This is a genomic window from Mesorhizobium sp. M0870 (assembly GCF_040319775.1).
GTDB lineage: Bacteria > Pseudomonadota > Alphaproteobacteria > Rhizobiales > Rhizobiaceae > Mesorhizobium.
Window position 1 is genome coordinate 72,399 of record NZ_JAMYOI010000019.1, and the last position, 16,380, is coordinate 88,778.

10 protein-coding genes and 6 pseudogenes are annotated in these 16,380 nt (G+C 59.6%); 5 read left to right on the top strand and 11 right to left on the bottom strand.

The window, feature by feature from the left end:
- Positions 1 to 2: 2 nt before the first annotated feature.
- Together NKH97_RS22075 and NKH97_RS22080 are read right to left on the bottom strand one after the other, a co-directional pair.
- Positions 3 to 501 (bottom strand): annotated as a pseudogene (locus tag NKH97_RS22075) (transposase); the annotation flags it as partial.
- A 262-nt stretch (positions 502 to 763) separates the two neighbouring features.
- Positions 764 to 1,516: an integrase core domain-containing protein gene (locus NKH97_RS22080; protein ID WP_352798776.1), complete on the bottom strand. Its 753-nt coding sequence runs from the start codon at positions 1,514 to 1,516 to the stop codon at positions 764 to 766.
- Positions 1,517 to 2,153: 637 nt separating this feature from the next.
- On the opposite strand from NKH97_RS22080, the gene NKH97_RS22085 reads away from it, so the two are divergent.
- From NKH97_RS22085 to NKH97_RS22095, 3 genes are read left to right on the top strand one after another with little or no spacing between them, the layout of a single operon-like run.
- The gene (locus tag NKH97_RS22085) at positions 2,154 to 3,116 is read left to right on the top strand and encodes a PP2C family protein-serine/threonine phosphatase (RefSeq protein ID WP_352798777.1); all 963 of its coding nucleotides are present in this window, start codon (positions 2,154 to 2,156) and stop codon (positions 3,114 to 3,116) included.
- Positions 3,113 to 4,180, top strand: a complete 1,068-nt coding sequence (locus tag NKH97_RS22090) for a serine/threonine protein kinase (protein WP_352798778.1) — start codon at positions 3,113 to 3,115, stop codon at positions 4,178 to 4,180. The genes NKH97_RS22085 and NKH97_RS22090 overlap by 4 nt, the downstream gene beginning before the upstream one ends.
- Positions 4,177 to 5,247, top strand: coding sequence for a serine/threonine-protein kinase (locus NKH97_RS22095; RefSeq protein ID WP_352798779.1), 1,071 nt, complete (start codon positions 4,177 to 4,179; stop codon positions 5,245 to 5,247). Before NKH97_RS22090 ends, NKH97_RS22095 begins: the two co-directional genes overlap by 4 nt.
- Before the next feature lie 223 nt (positions 5,248 to 5,470).
- On the opposite strand, the pseudogene NKH97_RS22100 reads toward NKH97_RS22095, so the two are convergent.
- Positions 5,471 to 5,754: pseudogene (locus tag NKH97_RS22100) on the bottom strand (IS3 family transposase); the annotation flags it as partial.
- Here NKH97_RS22100 and NKH97_RS33335 point away from each other — a divergent pair.
- A pseudogene (locus NKH97_RS33335) lies at positions 5,750 to 5,865 on the top strand (transposase); the annotation flags it as partial. The pseudogenes NKH97_RS22100 and NKH97_RS33335 overlap by 5 nt on opposite strands.
- Positions 5,866 to 6,030: 165 nt before the next feature.
- On the opposite strand, the pseudogene NKH97_RS22110 reads toward NKH97_RS33335, so the two are convergent.
- The 8 genes and pseudogenes from NKH97_RS22110 to NKH97_RS22145 all read right to left on the bottom strand — a co-directional run.
- Positions 6,031 to 6,135 (bottom strand): annotated as a pseudogene (locus NKH97_RS22110) (transposase); the annotation flags it as partial.
- Positions 6,136 to 6,244: 109 nt separating this feature from the next.
- Positions 6,245 to 7,014, bottom strand: a pseudogene (istB, locus tag NKH97_RS22115) (IS21-like element helper ATPase IstB).
- Positions 7,015 to 7,030: 16 nt separating this feature from the next.
- Positions 7,031 to 8,569, bottom strand: a pseudogene (istA, locus tag NKH97_RS22120) (IS21 family transposase).
- Positions 8,570 to 8,706: 137 nt separating this feature from the next.
- Positions 8,707 to 8,931, bottom strand: coding sequence for a hypothetical protein (locus tag NKH97_RS22125; protein WP_352798812.1), 225 nt, complete (start codon positions 8,929 to 8,931; stop codon positions 8,707 to 8,709).
- 129 nt (positions 8,932 to 9,060) lie between these two features.
- On the bottom strand, positions 9,061 to 9,450 hold the full coding sequence (locus NKH97_RS22130) for a transposase (protein WP_352798780.1): 390 nt from the start codon (positions 9,448 to 9,450) through the stop codon (positions 9,061 to 9,063).
- Positions 9,451 to 10,176: 726 nt separating this feature from the next.
- Positions 10,177 to 11,394 (bottom strand): MFS transporter, encoded by a 1,218-nt coding sequence (locus NKH97_RS22135; RefSeq protein WP_352798808.1) that lies wholly within the window; start codon positions 11,392 to 11,394, stop codon positions 10,177 to 10,179.
- 56 nt (positions 11,395 to 11,450) lie between these two features.
- On the bottom strand, positions 11,451 to 12,887 hold the full coding sequence (gene rpoN, locus NKH97_RS22140; protein WP_352798781.1) for an RNA polymerase factor sigma-54: 1,437 nt from the start codon (positions 12,885 to 12,887) through the stop codon (positions 11,451 to 11,453).
- 69 nt (positions 12,888 to 12,956) lie between these two features.
- Positions 12,957 to 13,490 (bottom strand): peroxiredoxin, encoded by a 534-nt coding sequence (locus tag NKH97_RS22145; protein WP_352798782.1) that lies wholly within the window; start codon positions 13,488 to 13,490, stop codon positions 12,957 to 12,959.
- A gap of 1,640 nt (positions 13,491 to 15,130) precedes the next feature.
- Here NKH97_RS22145 and NKH97_RS22150 point away from each other — a divergent pair.
- On the top strand, positions 15,131 to 16,333 hold the full coding sequence (locus NKH97_RS22150) for a cytochrome P450 (protein ID WP_352798783.1): 1,203 nt from the start codon (positions 15,131 to 15,133) through the stop codon (positions 16,331 to 16,333).
- Positions 16,334 to 16,380: the final 47 nt, after the last annotated feature.

Genomic DNA, 16,380 nt, shown 5'->3' on the forward strand with positions numbered 1-16,380 from the left:
ACTCAACAGCAAAAGGTGCGGGGAAATTCGCGCTTACGGATGACGGCGAGCTTGCGGGCAACCGCGACACAGGCTCGCGCCATACCGCGCCGCTAGGCGACGTTCATGCCCCCGCGCGCAGGCTCGACCATTTCTTGCTGCGCACGAGCAGTGTATGAGCTGCTCCGTAAAGCGCTGTGCGGGCCAGTTCGTCCCCGCAGCGGCTGACTTTGTCCTGGATATCGGTCTCACCGGACTGGTAGCGCGCCGGGGTTAGTCCCAGATGCGCGGCGACATCCCGCGATGCACCTGCCGATACCAGCCGGTGCGCATGATCTGCGCCAGCGCCCGGGCGTCATTCCGATCCGTCTTGTTCGGCATTGTCTTCATCGCCGCATTGGCCCGCCGCGTCTCGAGGCAGATAGCCGGCAGGCCGCCGGCGCACAGCCCGTCGTGAAGCCAGGCCGTCAGCGAACACGCTTCCAGCCCGATCCGCTCCAGCGGCAGATCGACTTTCCGCAGGGGTGCGTCAGGCCCGAGACTCAGCGAGGCCGGCACCGGCCTTGAGCAGCCGCCAAACGTGTTGGAGTTCGGCCTTGCATGCAACGTGGCGCGGGCCGATATCGCGGCAACTTCGTCCAAGGTAAAGGGGCGGCGTCTGTCTTTGTCCGGCTCTGCTTTGTCCTTAGTAGCATGGCGTGGTTGAGCACCGCGCGGACTACATTGAGGTACCGCGAGTGGAGGATACGGCTGTTCGCTCCAGTTGCCAAGGTCGTGTCCGCGCTCAGTACATATGAGACGGCTGGGTCATCCGGTCTCGGCAGATTTTGAGATACTCGCTTGGAGTGAGGCCGTCGAGAGCTCCGTGTGGCCTGTGATGGTTGTAGAGATGCTGGAAAGCATCGACATGCTGGGCGATCTTGTCGATCTGGGTTGGCAGATCGACGGTAGCGTAGAATTCGTAGCGCCAGGCGCCGTTGCACCGTTCGACGGCTCCGTTGAGTTTTGGCGACCGTGGCGGCAGGACATAGAGGGGGATTTCGTTGTCCTGGCACGCGGTTTCGAATTCGGCCATGAACTCGGAGCCACCGTCGATCTGGATGGCCTTGATCGGCCACGGCATTTCGGCGGCGACCTTGGCGAGGAAGTCGGCGGCGTTTGCGGCGGTGGCTTGCGCATAGGGCTCTGCCACGGTCCACTTGGCGAAGACGTCATAGGCATCGAAGTGCTTGACGGTTCGACCCGGCGCGATGGTCAAGGTCAGCGTGTCGATCTGGATGACATCGCCGGGCTTTTCGAAGCAAACGTCCTTCGGCTTGCGGATGGCGTGTGGCCTGATCTTTGCGGGCGAGTTGCGGCCGGCCTTGCGGATGAGTTCGGGCACCGGCGTCACCCGGCCACGCTCGACCAGCTTCTTCAGGATGCGGCCGACAGTGGCGTTGGAGACGGCAAAGCCGGCCTTGCGCAACACAGGACCGAGCTTGTCCTTGCCCCAGAAAGGAAAGTCCAGCCTGAGCCGCTCGACCTCGGCGCGCAAGGTCGGGCTCCAGCCGTTGGCGCGAACCCGGTGCGGACGCCGGCTCTTCGCTCGGGTGCGCTTTCACAGCGATAGAGGGTCGAACGCGGCACGCCGACCGCCCGCGCTGCCTGCCCGGCATCCAGCCCGTCCCGCATCGCGCGCCGCCATCGCACCACCGCGTCGCGTCTTCTCTCTGCTTCGATTGTTGGGGTCTTCGCGCCGAGCAGCCGCGACGCCCGGCCGGCGTTGCGTATAATATGACCGGGCAGGCCAAAAACCTGCATGGGGTTCTCCTATGATTCGAGCTTCGCAACCCGAGTTACGGAGAACCCCTCCTCAACTGCAACAATCTCATATCTGTCTGAGCGCGGTCAGGTCGGTGTAACGAAAGGCAAAAATTGGAGCAAGGAAACGAGGGACTTGATGATGCTCTCCGGTAGGATGCCCTTACCTCGGGGACCGCTGAGTCGCGCCGGGCGTGCCAACAGTTGTAGAAACCCGTAATTGTGGGCTACTAGGAATGTATCCCGCGCCAATTGGAGCACTTGTGAGAACAGGACTTATCAAGCGCATAGAGTTCTTCCTTTCTAGAGAACTCCCCGGACGAAGCACTCAAGCGAGTGCCGGATTGGCGCTAGGGACCCTGAAAGGGCCCGTGCGCGAAGACAATCAAGATCGCGCAGCGGTAGCTGCCCTCGCTCTGCCATCTGGTAAGACATTTCTAATCGCACTTGTTTGCGACGGAATGGGCGGGATGGCTGCGGGTGGCGAGGCGGCCTCATGCGCCGCTAGTACCTTCATCGGTCAATTCGCAACTGGCTCAAGGCTCTCTATCCGCGAAATGCTCTATGGGGCAGTCTCTGCTGCAAACGAGGAGGTTTATCGTCGCTTCCGAGGCAGTGGTGGAACTACTCTTACGGCCATTGTTGCGACTGGTATGAAAGAAGCATGGGCAGTTCATGTCGGGGATAGCCGCCTCTATGAATGCGCCGCTGTTGAAGGACTCAGTCTGGTTACCCGAGATGATACAATTGGAGGCCAACTACCCCCCCCCGATGGCGCTGACGAAGACGTACTTGATAGTCGATTGCTCCAATTTGTCGGCATTGGGTCAACCATCGAACCCCACATTTTTCGTCTGCCAAAGGGCATGGAGCCGACTTATCTCCTGACTTCCGATGGCGCACATAGCATCGGAAGGAAGGCGCTAGACGGAATAGCCAAGCGGTCTCGCAGCCCGGCGGAACTGGTCCGCAAAGTGGTCTATGTAGCAGAAGCGATTGGCGTAGAAGACAACTCGACAGCAGTTTCGATTATGGGTTCTGAAGTGAGCTGGACCCCCACATTCAACGAAGGGGTTGAACTGACATTGTGGGGGCTCAGTGACAAGCTTGAAATGTGGCTTGACGACCCTCAAGCGCCCCAGCCGGCAGCGCTAGAAGCGGCAAAAGAGGCTAAGCCAGCCATTACAACTGCTAAGCTGAAGAAATCGGCCCGTGTCCGTCAGAGGACAAACAAAAAAAATGATGGCAAGGCTGTTAAAGGGGCACCGGAGGAAGTAGTAGGTAAGCCACAACTGCATATCGAATTCGGAAGCCAGGATAACGAAGAATCATGATCAAGCTTCCAAGCCGGTACTCCGTTGTTTTGCAGACACTGTCAGGCGGGGGTATGTCAGACACGCTGATCTGTCTTGATAAAAATCTCCAGCGCAAGGTGGTAGTTAAGTCACTCAAGGCGGGAATCGAAAAGCACCGCTTAATGGACGAGCTATCGGCACTGGCGGACATAAGGTCAAAGTACGTTGTGCAGGTATTGGACGTATTAAGAGATGGGTCAGAGATTGTAGGCTTTGTAGAGGAATTCATCGAAGGCACTGAATTAAAACCCTTGGCCGCATCGTCAGATGAGGGAAAATCTCTTGGGTGTCTGTACTCAGTTATTTCAGGCATTCAAGATATCCATGCTGCAGGACGAGTGCATCGTGACATAAAGCCAGATAACATGAAGGTTGATAAAACTGGGGTTCTGAAGATATTTGACTTTGGGTTGGCCAAGCTACAGAAAGATGCCAAGACAAAGCAGTTGTATTTTACGCAATTTTATACTGCCCCAGAGATATTTACTCCTGATAAGGAAGGAGATCACAATTTCACTACCGCAGTAGACGTTTTCGCCTTTGGCGCAACGGCGCTATGGCTGCTAAATGCGGGCAATCTTCCGCTGGAGCTTGGTCAGGTACCGCCGCCCGTTCCAGCTCTGCCAACAATTTTTGACGTGATCCCCCTAAAATTATCTGCCGGAATAACCGCGTTGCTAAACCGCTGTCTATGTTGCGATCCGTCCGCTAGGCCCTCAGCCGCAGCGTTGAAATTAGCAATAGGAAAGCAGCTACTTTTCGGCAAGCACCGTATGCTTCTGACATATGCTGGCGCCGATCACGTAGTCGACGCAAACAAGAAGCAGGTAAAACTAAGTTCTGGTTCCGATTCTGTTGCAATTAGCTACAACGGATTGGACTTTGTTGTTACAAATGTTGTAGGCCATGTTAGACGTAATAATAGGCAGGTAATCGCTGGGTACGTATTTCAAGGCTCGTCGGTAATCGTTCTTGGCGATCCTTCTTCACGCGGACGGACATCAATTACTGCGGACATATTCCACCCGGAGGTTATGAATTGAAAGGCCCAATTTCGACAGGCATGCCTCCCTTTGCGGGGCGCTATATTCCAAAGGCCTGGATTGGCGCAGGAGGTATGCAGCACGTATATATTGCTTTCGACGTTTTGTTCGAACGCAATGTGGCGTTGAAGACCCCGAAGGATGATGCTGGAGCGAAGAGGTTCAAGCAGTCGGCGGTCGTAAGTGCGCGGGTTAATCATCAGAACGTTGCCAAGACACTCGATTATTTTGAAGAGGGCGAAAGGCCATTCCTCGTTGAGGAACTAGTGCCGGATACAGACCTGTTCGCTGTGATGGCTGGCAACCTGCCGTATTTGCCCCCCTCCACCTGTGCCCGAATATTTCATCAACTTGCCAAAGGTTTGGCGGCTTCGCATGCGGCTGACGTTGTCCACCGAGATTTGAAACCGAGTAATATTATGGTCGTCGGTGGGGCGCTGTTTCACGACGTGAAGATTACCGATTTTGGCATTGCCAAAATGGCGGAAGACGAAATCGGGCAGTGGGCGGAAGTCGGCGGTGCAACCTCATCTAAGACTGTCCTCGGGGCGATACCTTATATGTCGCCGGAAGCGATCAATGATTTTAGGGTTGCGAAGAAGTCCTCAGATGTGTGGGCGATCGCTGCTATAATCTATGAGCTCATGTCCGGTGAGCTCCCCTTCGGTACAGGCCTGAAGTCGATTCCGAAAATTGTGGACGCGAGCCCTCCGAAAAAGCCTAGCCTCCTTAATGCACCTCAGTTTAAGGCCCTCGGTGGTCAGCTATACGATATTGTGTTGCAGTGCTTGGATAAGGACGTAACCGGACGCCCGACGGCTGAGAAACTTGTTCGGTTGTGCGAGGCACTTTGCTATGGGACCTCATCTTATAGCTATGGAACAGTGACAGCGTTACCCGGTATAACAGGGCGCATCCAAGATGAAGAAGGCTTGACCTTGATGTGGCATCCTAGATGTTTTTATGGGTCAGCGTCAGTGGCCGTCGGCTCTCGGGTCTGGTTTGGGCGCGATTCCGGCGAACCGTGGGATCGAGCTTTTCCAATTGTTAAGGCACTAATTGCGTAGTTTTTTGAGTGCAGCCGGTGCATTGGCCGTTGGTTTGCCGGTGGGGTGTCGGACCATATGGATAAGCGCACCAGATGCGAGCGATGTATTGCTGATTGGCTTACAGATCGCCGCAAACGTGCGGGTCACTTCGCCGCCGAGATGGTGAAAGCGGCTGCAGCGGGCCACAAAATGGCTGCGATAAAGAGCGCTCTTTCCACACGTCAGAACGAGCGAGCCCAACCCGGCGCTTGCGCATCGTCAGACCTTGCTCGCGATAGAGATGGTAGATACGGTTGATCCCAGATGCCTCGCCCTCGTGCCTGAGGATAAACAGCCGCCGGTAGCCGAAGCGTCGGCGCTCGTTCGCGAGGTCACACAGCCGACCCACGTAGCTCCGTGTCTGGGGGGCGGCGAGTCTCGTAGCGGATCATCTTGCGATCGGCGCCGACGAAGGAACAGGCCCCACGCTCCGATAGGCCCATAACGGCCTGCAGATGCGGGACGGCTTCGCGCTTGGCGGGGGCCGTATCTCGGCCTCACACCGCGAAGATACGGTCTGGAGAAGTCGACAGGGTCGGTCGCATCACCAAAGTGGGTGACAGTGAGACGCGAACGGCCTTGTTCGACGGGGCCAACTGCCGACCAACGGGAAATCCTGTTCGTCAACCCACATGCGGTGAAGGGTGACTGCCATTCGTCTGGCCAGGGCGACCTTCGCACGTCGGGCACCCTGTCGATTGGCAATCTTCATTGCCCAAGCCTTCATGCTCGACCATCGGCTCGTCGGGCGCAGGATGACGCTTCGAGCGTCTGGTCGGCGAGCAGCTTCTTCAGCTTCGCGTTCTCGTCTTCCATGACTTTCAGCCGCTTGGCATCGGAGATGTCCATCCCGCCATACTTCGCCTTCCGTGCGCATTTCGCAAAAGCCGGACAGGGGTTCCGCTAATTCCCGGACAGCGATTTCGCTAATGTCGGGACAGTTTGGCGGCGACGGTCCTCGGGTGCCTTGTTGCGTTCATGGATGATTGATTTCGCCGTTTTCGGCGCCGGTCAAGAGGGGCGCTGCCTTTTGCTTTCGCATGCTGTCGCCATGGAGCACGATGCGGTGGGCGTTGTGCACGATTCCGATCGAGAATGGCATCGGCGACGGTGGGGTCTGCGATCAAGTCATGCCATCTGGCCACCGGGACCTGGGCGGTGATCAGGGTGGATTTGCGGCGATAGCGTTCCTCGACGATTTCGAACAGATGGAAGCGCTGTTGGTCGGTGAGGGAGTGGGTTCCGAAGTCATCCAGGATGAGCAGTTGCGCGCGGGTGAGCTTGTCTATGAGGCGTGGGAAGCGGCCATCGAGACGAGCGAGCGCCAAATCCTCGAACAGGCGCGGCACGCGCACATAGAGCACGGAATGATCGTGCCGCTTGCCGGCCGAAGGCGGCCACCCACGACTTGCCGGTTCCGGTCTGGCCGGCGACGATTAGATTCTCATGCGCCTTCAGCCATTCGCCCTGGGCGAGCGCCATGGTGCTGCGCCGGTCGAGCCCGCGCGGCGCGGCAAAGTCGATGTCCTCGATGCAGGCTTCGGGAAAGCGCAACCTGGCTGAGGCGAGCCGGTTCCGGACGCGCTTGTCGGCCCGTATGGCAACCTCGCGGTCGAGCATCAGGCCGAGCCACTCATCACGGCTGAGCTCGTTGGCGTTGTTCCGTTCGGCCAGTTCGCGCCAGGCGGCAGCCATGCCGGCCAGACCGAGGGATTGCATCTGGTCGAGGGTGGGGTCCGTCAGCATTCTTTCTTCCTTTCCTTCACTGGTAATAGTTCGAGCCGCGGATGTTGGCGTGCTGGGGAGTCGGCTTTGCCGGTTCTGGGGAGCTGGCCCGGTCGAGGCCGGCTTTGAGGATGGCGGTGACGGAGGAGTAGGCGATCGCGTTGATCAGCAGCGCCCGCTCGCAGGCGGCATTGAGACGCTCCGGCCCATAGCGCGGCGCCAGGATGCCTATGGCCGAGCGATATCCCTGTTCCGGATGCGGTCGGTCGCGCATCATGCGCTCGACCAGAATGGCGGCGTTGGGGCCGATCCCGGCCGCCCGGCTGATCAGGCTGGCCGGCGTGGTGTTGGCGTAGCGCTGGTGCGCCTTGGGCATGTGTTCGTTGACGGTGACATGGCCGGAACGCTGTGAGCGACGCACATGGCTGGCGACACGCTGGTGATCGTGGAAGATCTCGACCACTCGATGAGTAAGCCGCACCTCGACGGTGCGCCCGATCAGCCGGTGCGGCACCGAGTAGAAGGTCTTGTCGACTTCGACATGGTAGTCAGGATGCACCTTCGCCGACTTCCACTCGGCGTATTCGAACGGTGCTGCCGGCAGCGGCTTCAAGGCGGCCCGCTCGATCTCCTCGAACAGTTCGCGGCGGCTTTGGCCGACATGGCGCATCGGCCGGTTTTAGATCCTCGAGCAATTCGGCGATCGCCGCGTTGAGCTCGGCGATCGAGAAGAAGGATCTATTCCTGAGCCGTGCCAGAATCCAACGCTCGACGATCAGCACCGCGCCCTCGACCTTGCCCTTGTCGCGCGGCTTCCGGCTTCGGGTCGGCAGGATGGTGGTATCGTAATGCTCGGCCATGGCGGCAAAGGTGGCGTTCAGCGTCGGCTCGAACCACAGCGCCTTGACGACACCGGCCTTCAGGTTGTCGCACACGATCGCTCTGGTGACACCGCCGAAGAAGGCGAGCGCTCGCACCTGGCCCTCGATCCAGTCCGGCAGCTTTTGGCTGGAGCTGGCAAAGGCGAAGGTCAGATTGAAGGCGCCCAGCACCGCGACAAAAATCTGCGCCGGGTAAATGGCGCCGGTCGCCGGATCGATCACCGGCACCGTCTGCCCGGCATAGTCCGTCTGCATCACCGCGCCCGCCGCATGCCGGTTGCGGAATGTCGCGCTCGTCCGGCGCTCGAAAGCGGCGAAGTGCTCGCAGAACCAGGTGTAGCCGTAGCCGTCGGGATGGGCGGCGCGATACTCCTGCCACAACAGCGTCAGCGTCACCCCCTTGCGCTTCAACTCCCTGGCGATCAGCGCAAAGTCCGGTTCGCTCAGGTCTTGCGGCGGACGACCGGCACGGCCAAACAGCAGCCGCTCAAGCGTCGCCTCGTCGTGGCCGGGCGGCAGCGGCCAGCATGCCAGCCCGGCCTCCCGCGCCCGCAGCAAATAGGTCGATACCGTCGTCTTGCTGATCTTCAGCCGTTCTGACACCTCACGCACCGAAAGACCCTGCTCATGGGTCAGGCGCAAGATCGCTTGGATATCCCTCACACTGTTCGTCTCGCTTGCTTCCGTCTCGGCATGGCCCCTCTCAACGTCATCGTGAGAGGCCAAACTGCCAGAACGGCTCAGCCGAGAACCGACCGTTAAATCCGCTCCAAAACTGTCCGGGATTTAGCGGAAACGCTGTCCGCGAATTACCGAAATCACTGTCCGGGATTTAGCGAAAAGGATGTCCGGGAATTACCGAAACACGCACCTTCCGATTATACAGCGTCGCCTCGGAAATCCCATGCTTGCGCGTCAAGTCGCCCGCCTTCGCACCTGCCTCATGCTCGCGCAGAACCACGATGATCGGCTTCTGTATTCGGTGTCCTCCAGTCAAGATGTGACGTTCGATGCAGGTTCTTTGCTTCTTTTCGCGGTCGGCACGCAGCGCCGGCATGATGGTGTCCGTGGGTCCGATCGGTTCAAAGCTCTTCAGCGTGCTCGGGAACCGGCAACGACAGATCATGCGAACTCGTCCGGACCGCGGCCTGCATCGAGCGCTCGCTATTCCGTGGACCAGCTCAGTCTAAGTTGCATCGACCGACCTGGATCGGCGGAAGCGCTTGGGATCATCCATCGTTGCCCTGTAGGTGAGCGCGGTGACGGGTCCTATGCCAAGCATGGTCATGACGCGACGGCAGATGGGATCCACTCGAACCGCTCTCAGGATGAGCCGGTGCAGATCCGCCAGGTTCTCGCGCAGACACCTGTGCGTCCGCAAGAGCGGTTCAAAGATACCCAGCAACAGCCGATCCGCTCCGACCAGCTGTCGAACCCTTGCCTCGCGCCCAGAGCCGCTTTGACATGTCGACTCTCGAGACACACGACAGGGAAGCCCTCGTCGACCAGGTGTCCGCCGATCCACTCCGATGTCGCACCGGCTTCTAAGCCAACGCGAACTAGATCGTCCCGCCATCGCTGAAATGCAGCCGTGACAGCGTGCCACAGCATCTCGCCGGTCTCGTCGATAACGCAAATAGCTACCGCGTCGAGTGAAGTATCCAGTCCTGCATAACCGCTCATGCCTTCTCCTCTTGCCAGGTCGGCTCTGAGCATCAGACAAACGTCATGATCCGAAAAGGGGCCAGACGTCCAGGGAGCTGAACCGAATACCCCATCTCTTCCGTAAACCGCTTTCTCTTCATCAGTCCGTCCTTCATTTAACGCCCCGACTCTAATTCTCAGATGAAGGAAATTCTCAGTGGCAGCGCATTTGATCGTCGATGCAGGCATGGGCAACGAGGATTGCGAAGAGCCGCGGTCCCCGAAGGCGGGTGTCGCCCTTGCACGCGGGTTGCAGCTACCCTGCACGAGATGTGGCGGACCCGCGAGCCGTTCCGGTAGCAGAAAGCGGCGCTTGCCTACGTTTAGTCGAGGATGTTGAAACCGTATCCTGCGGCGGAATCGGCAGGGGACGGCGTGAGGGTGGAGGGTGAGAGCGACTGTCCGTTTTGTGTGCCGTCGGCCGACCAACGAACGCCGTGAATAAGATGGCGGTTCGCGTGTCTGGCGGCGAAGGTCGCCATGGCCGGAGGTGAAGCCGGCTAGGCGCTCCGCTGGTCTATGCAAGCGGAGGATCGCGCCGCGCCGTGCATCGCATCTCTCGTCCCGCTGCGCTGCTGAGGCCTTTCTGTCAGGCGGTCTAGGTTTCGCGCTTCGGGCCGAGCAAGAACACTGTCAGGGCGGCGGCGAACGTGGCAACAGCACTGTAGGCAATGGCACTGGTAATCCCGGCATTGTCCACCAATACTCCGCCGAAAATCGCGCCGGCTGCGATTGCCACTTGGAATACTGTGACCAGCAGCACACCGGCGCTTTCGGCCTGCTCGGGAACGGCCCTCCGTAACATCCACGTCTGCAATCCCACTGGCACCGCGCCGAAGGCAAACCCCCACGCGGCAACAGCAATCGCCGAGGCCAAGGCCGATGCTCCCGCCGTCAGCAGCGAAACAGCGGCTATCGCTATGAGCAGCGGTGCAAGGGCCGCGACTGCCTTGAGACTGTACTCGGCCAGAAGCCCGCCGGCCAAATTGCCGAAGAATCCGCCGATGCCAAAAGCCAGCAACACAAGCGAGATCGTCTCGACATCCAGCGCGGGAATCTTCTCAAGGAAGGCGCGGATATAGGTGATTCCGGCGAAGTGGCCGGAAGCGACCAGCAGGACGACCAAAAGCGCAACCTTGACCATCGGAATCTTAGCCACATCCAGCAGGCTGCGGAAGCTAGCCACTCCAATCGGAGGCAGTCTCGGAATGGTTATGAGTTGCACCAGCAGTGTAGCCGCGCCGCCGACTGCGGCGAGTATGAAGGCGCTTCGCCATCCCCAGATAGCGCCGACATAAGCGCCGATTGGAGCTGCGCAAACGGTAGCCACCGAAACGCCGGTGAGGATGATCGACATAGCGCGCGCCAGGAGGTGGCTTGGAACGAGCCGCATCGCCAGTGCTGCCGACATCGACCAGAAGCCTCCGAGCGCTATGCCGAGCACGACGCGTGCAGTCAGGAGAACCGCCACCGACCACGCGCCGGCCGCCAGAAGGTCGGACAGGATCAGCAGCAGCGTCATCGTCCACATGACGGTCCTGCGGTCCAGGCGCTTTGTGATGATGGCCACCGTCGGCGCCGAGATCGCCCCGACGATAGCGGTCGCCGTCATCGCCTGTCCAGCCGCTCCCTCGGTTATACCGAGATCATGCGCGAGGGGCGTGAGCAGGCTGACAGGCAGAAACTCTGCCGTGACCAGCCCGAAGGTGCCCAAGGAAAGCGAAATCACCGCACCCCATGCGGGACCAGACGGTGGGACAGGTTTTTCTGGGTCGTGCAGAACAGCGTCCATGACGCATGCCGCGGATTGGGTCATGAACGAAGTCTCCACTTTGATGCAATGCAACGTGATCTTGGCTGCCCTGACCCAAATCAAAAACACAAGCGCATTTCCCGACGGCGTTGCACGGAGGAGGGGATGTTCATTGCTTCGCGATATTTTGTGACGGTGCGGCGCGCAACATCGATGCCGGTTTCCTTCAGCCGGACAGCGATGTCCTCATCGGAAAGCACGTCGCCGGGACATTCTGCGGCAATGATCGCTTTGATCCGATGCCGGACAGCTTCGGCGGAGTGCGAATCGCCGCCTTGGCAGGACGGGATCGCGACGGTGAAAAAATACTTCAGTTCAAAGACTCCGCGCGGGGTAAGCATGTACTTGTTCGAGGTCACCCGGCTTACCGTCGACTCGTGCACGCCGATCGCGTCAGCGACGGTTCTGAGATTGAGAGGCCGCAGGTGGGCGACGCCATGTTCCAAAAAGGCATCCTGCTGGCGCACGATTTCAGCCGCAACCTTAACAATGGTCTTGGCGCGCTGATCGAGGCTGCGGATTAGCCAGTTCGCGTTTTGCAAGCATTCGTCGAGAAATGCTTGATCTTTCGAATTGTGGACAGTTTGACGCGAGACTTCGGCATAGTAGGTTTGGTTGATCAGCAGCTTGGGCAGTGTGGCCGGATCAAGTTCGATCTGCCACCCGCCTTGCGGCGAGGGCGTGACCCAGACGTCGGGTATGATTGATTCAGACGCACCGGATTGGAATTGGTTTCCAGGCTTGGGATCGAGCGCCCGAATCTCATGCATCATGTCGAGAAGGTCTTCTTCATCGACGCCGCAATGCTGCTTCAGTGCCTGAAAATCGCGTCGCGCAAGCATTTCAAGATGGGCAACCAAAGCTGCCATTGCCGGGTCGAGCCGGTTTCGCTGGCGCAACTGGATCTCGAGGCATTCTCTGAGAGTTCGCGCAAAAATTCCCGGTGGATCAAATTGCTGCAAGGTCCCGAGAACGCGTTCTACAACAGCCTCATGGACATTCAGGCTCTCGGCCAGCTCCAAAAGGTTTGCCCGAAGATACCCGGTGTCTTCCAGATCGGCGGCAAGCTGGCCAGCGATCAGCCGCTCCTGTGGTGTGAACGCAGTGAGGGCGATCTGACGAGCGACATGGTCGTGCAATGTTTCGGCGAGGGTGGCAAACTCGTCGAGGGAAGGGCCATTGCCGGGCGGGTTGTTGGTCGTGTTGCGAAGTGATTTCCATTGCCCGAGCCGTTCAGGCGAACCTGCCCCGGTCGGTCCTTCAACGGCGTCTGCCCCACGGCCGACAGGCTGATCCGCTCCCGAAATCGAAACGTCGTCAAAAGGCCCGCCATCGCTTGATGCAGATTCCAAGAGCGGGTTCTTCTCAATTTCCCGCTCCACGAACTGATGCAGTTCAGTATGCGCCAGTTGCAGCAAGCGAATCGACTCAATGAGTTGAGGCGATGCCACCATGGATTGCTTCTGGCGTTGAAGCAGGCTTGCTGAGGATTGCATGGTGAGCGCGATAATCCTGTCGAGGAGCCTCTTGGGGCCGGCAATGGCACCAGTGAGACGTTTTCTAGGTCAAGCGGCGGCTTTCAGCGTTTCGAGAACGTTTTGCGGGGATGAGACGCCATACGGGTCGGCCTCGCAGTTGTCGGAGAAACCTTCCTCCTCAAACCAGTGCTCCACCACGCCATTGTTGATCAGGGCGGCGTAGCGCCAGGAGCGCATCCCGAAGCCGAGATTGTCCTTGGCGACCAGCATGCCCATTTTGCGTGTGAACTCGCCTGAGCCATCGGGAATGAGCTCGACCTGCTTCAGGCCCAAGGACTTCCCCCACGCATTCATGACGAAGGCGTCGTTGACTGAGAGGCAGTAAATCGCGTCAATTCCCTCCTTCTCAAACTCATCATAGAGCTCTTCGAACTTGGGCAATTGGTAGGTCGAGCAGGTCGGCGTGAAGGCGCCAGGCAGCGAGAACAGGATGACCCGCTTGCCGGCAAAGTAATCGTCAGATGTCTTTTCTTGCCAGCGATATGGATTTGGGCCCTGGACTGACTTATCGTGAACACGCGTGAGAAAGGTGACGAAGGGAACTTTCCTTTGAACTGTCATCAAGTTGCTCCTAAAGAAGACTGCGCTGAATTCTGGCAGAGGCTGGCGCAATACCGGGCAAAGGCTCGTATGCACGGCACGGAATGAGGGCCTCGCGGCTCGCAACCTCCTTTTCCCTCCCGACGTATGGGAACGCCTTAGCGGTGTCTTGGCCACCCGAACGCAATCGATCTGAGCGAGCTGGACACCGTCGAGCCGGTTGCTTTCCGCGGCTATGGCGCCGGAAGCGGGATCCGGTCACTAGCGATCGTGCGTTTGGAAAAAGGATAGCGGCCGGAAGGAGCCAATATCGCAAGCATGTGGGGGCCTGAAATGTCACTTCACGCAACAGACCCGCGTCACTGGACTCCGCGTCACTGGACTGGTTCAGCGTGTTGTCGACATGTGGCAGTGACTCGCCGGCCTTGACTTGGGTGACCCTTTGACAAGGCTTTTCGGCACTCACATGCTGAACAGAACCGGCAAACCGCATTTGCGCGCACGGCCCGTGTTGGCGTGCCGGCATCGGACCAGCCATGCGCAAAGCGGCCATCCAGAACGGACTTCCGGAGGAGACGATGTCCCGATGTTCAGCGGGAACGGGCACCGTCTCCTTAGGCCACGGTCTAGAGCTTCGCGTGTCGGGCATGGTGCAAGTCGCTTTCATCGTGATTTGATGGTGCTCTAACCAGGAGCAGCAAGCGGCGTGCCATTTGGAATAGAGGGGCTGTTGGACCGCCCCCTCCTTCTCGGAGGCCGTGTCTTAGAAGATCGGGCGCGCGCTATAACCGCCTCGTCAGATAGGCAACAACGATGCTGTATGGTGCGGAATTCGGCGCTTCAGCCCCGGCTGTGCAAAGACGAACCGGAAGCTGAGCCGATGCATCACCTGAGGCTGGAGGGCACCCCAGTCATCGCGTAGCGTGTGGCGCTAGCGTTCTTCGGTGCGCAGGCACGGCTATCGCGAACATGCGCGTGTCGCAGCAACCATGAGCGCGCGCTCTTGGGCAAGCGCCTTGGCCCCGTGAGGATCGAATTCCCCAATCGTGTCTGTTTGCCGCCCTCTTATGTTCGAAACTGGACCAGAATGTCGCTAGCCCGACCGAAAGGTTGCCCAGCGCATACTATCCGACACGTCGCCTTTGTTGTCCGCGACACCGGCCTATTTCGCCGAGCTCTTCTCCGGCCTCAGGCTAAGCCGCTAAAAGCCATCACAAATTTTTTTCTTCGGTCGGCCAAATTGGCACGAGTTTTGAAGCGCCTTCTTTGCGGGCCGGGAGCCGTCGACCGACTTTCATTTCGTGGATGACACCGCGATTGATGGAGCGAAGAAAGAAAAGCAAAATGTCAAATCCGCGTTGGATAGCGTCTAACAGCAGGGGGCCTTCGGCGAAACCGCCCTACCAAACAGCGCGTTGCCCTTGTCGACCCTTGCGCAGGAAATCTTGGCCGGCGGCGAGTCAAAGGCCCACCACACCGACTTTATCCTGACCTCGAAGGTACAGGATAAAGTTCTGCATCTAGCCGCGCGATGTGCCTAGACAGTTAAGCGTTAGCCGATCCTGACGACGACGTCGTCTACATGCCGTCTTAGGTCTTCTCTACCGCAGCGCCCGCCGGTCACCTTCCGCCCTTCCATCGCTATAGAGTGAAGTGCCAGCATGTCCGAACAACCTTTGCCGACGCTGCCGATGTGGCGCGTCGATCACATTGAGCCCTCGCCCGAGATGTTGGCGCTACGGGCCAACGGTCCGATCCACCGCGTGCGCTTCCCGTCCGGGCACGAAGGCTGGTGGGTGACAGGCTATGACGAGGCCAAGGCGGTGTTGTCCGACGCGGCGTTCCGGCCCGCGGGAATGCCGCCGGCGGCATTCACCCCAGACTCGGTGATTCTCGGTTCGCCAGGATGGCTGGTCTCGCACGAGGGGGGCGAGCATACGCGGTTACGCACGATAGTGGCGCCGGCCTTCAGCAACGGCAGGGTGAAGCTGCTCGCGCAGCAGGTCGAGGCGATCGCCGCGCAGTTGTTCGACACGCTGGCGGCCCAGCCCCAGCCCGCCGATCTGCGGCGCCACCTCTCCTTTCCGCTTCCGGCCATGGTCATCAGCGCGCTGATGGGCGTGCTCTACGAGGATCACGCCTTTTTCGCCGGGCTGTCCGACGAGGTGATGACGCACCAGCATGAAAGCGGCCCGCGAAGCGCGTCGCGCTTGGCCTGGGAAGAACTCCGCGCCTACATTCGCGGCAAGATGCGGGACAAGCGCCAGGATCCGGGCGACAACCTGCTGACGGATCTGCTCGCGGCGGTCGACCAGGGCAAGGCGACCGAGGAAGAGGCGATCGGCCTGGCCGCGGGCATGCTCGTGGCGGGTCACGAGAGCACCGTCGCGCAGATCGAATTCGGCCTGCTGGCCATGTTCCGCCATCCGCAACAGCGCGAACGCCTGGTCGGCGATCCATCCCTGGTGGACAAGGCGGTGGAGGAAATCCTGCGCATGTACCCGCCGGGCGCGGGCTGGGACGGCATCATGCGCTATCCGAGGACCGACGTGACCATTGCGGGCGTGCATGTTCCCGCGGAGAGCAAGGTGCTGGTCGGCCTGCCGGCGACGTCCTTCGATCCGCGCCATTTCGACGACCCGGAAATCTTCGATATCGGACGTGACGAAAACCCGCACCTGGCGTTCTCCTACGGGCCGCACAACTGCGTCGGCTTGGCGCTGGTCAGGCTGGAACTCAAGGCGGTGTTCGGTTCAATCTTCCAGCGCTTTCCCGCGCTACGCCTGGCCGTGGCGCCCGAAGAACTGAAGTTGCGCAAGGAGATCATCACTGGCGGGTTCGAGGAGTTCCCGGTGCTCTGGTGATGCGGGGACGCCACCAGGAATCGCGACGTTCTCGAGTTGCCGGCGCG

Bases quoted from the DNA above. Each gene is read 5' to 3' on its own strand.
- NKH97_RS22130 (WP_352798780.1), bottom strand. From the start codon at position 9,450: ATGGCGGGACGATCTAGTTCGCGTTGGCTTAGAAGCCGGTGCGACATC.
- NKH97_RS22135 (WP_352798808.1), bottom strand. From the start codon at position 11,394: ATGACCCAATCCGCGGCATGCGTCATGGACGCTGTTCTGCACGACCCA.
- rpoN (WP_352798781.1), bottom strand. From the start codon at position 12,887: ATGCAATCCTCAGCAAGCCTGCTTCAACGCCAGAAGCAATCCATGGTG.
- NKH97_RS22145 (WP_352798782.1), bottom strand. From the start codon at position 13,490: ATGACAGTTCAAAGGAAAGTTCCCTTCGTCACCTTTCTCACGCGTGTT.
- NKH97_RS22150 (WP_352798783.1), top strand. From the start codon at position 15,131: ATGTCCGAACAACCTTTGCCGACGCTGCCGATGTGGCGCGTCGATCAC.
- NKH97_RS22125 (WP_352798812.1), bottom strand. From the start codon at position 8,931: ATGCCGGCGCTGCGTGCCGACCGCGAAAAGAAGCAAAGAACCTGCATC.
- NKH97_RS22090 (WP_352798778.1), top strand. From the start codon at position 3,113: ATGATCAAGCTTCCAAGCCGGTACTCCGTTGTTTTGCAGACACTGTCA.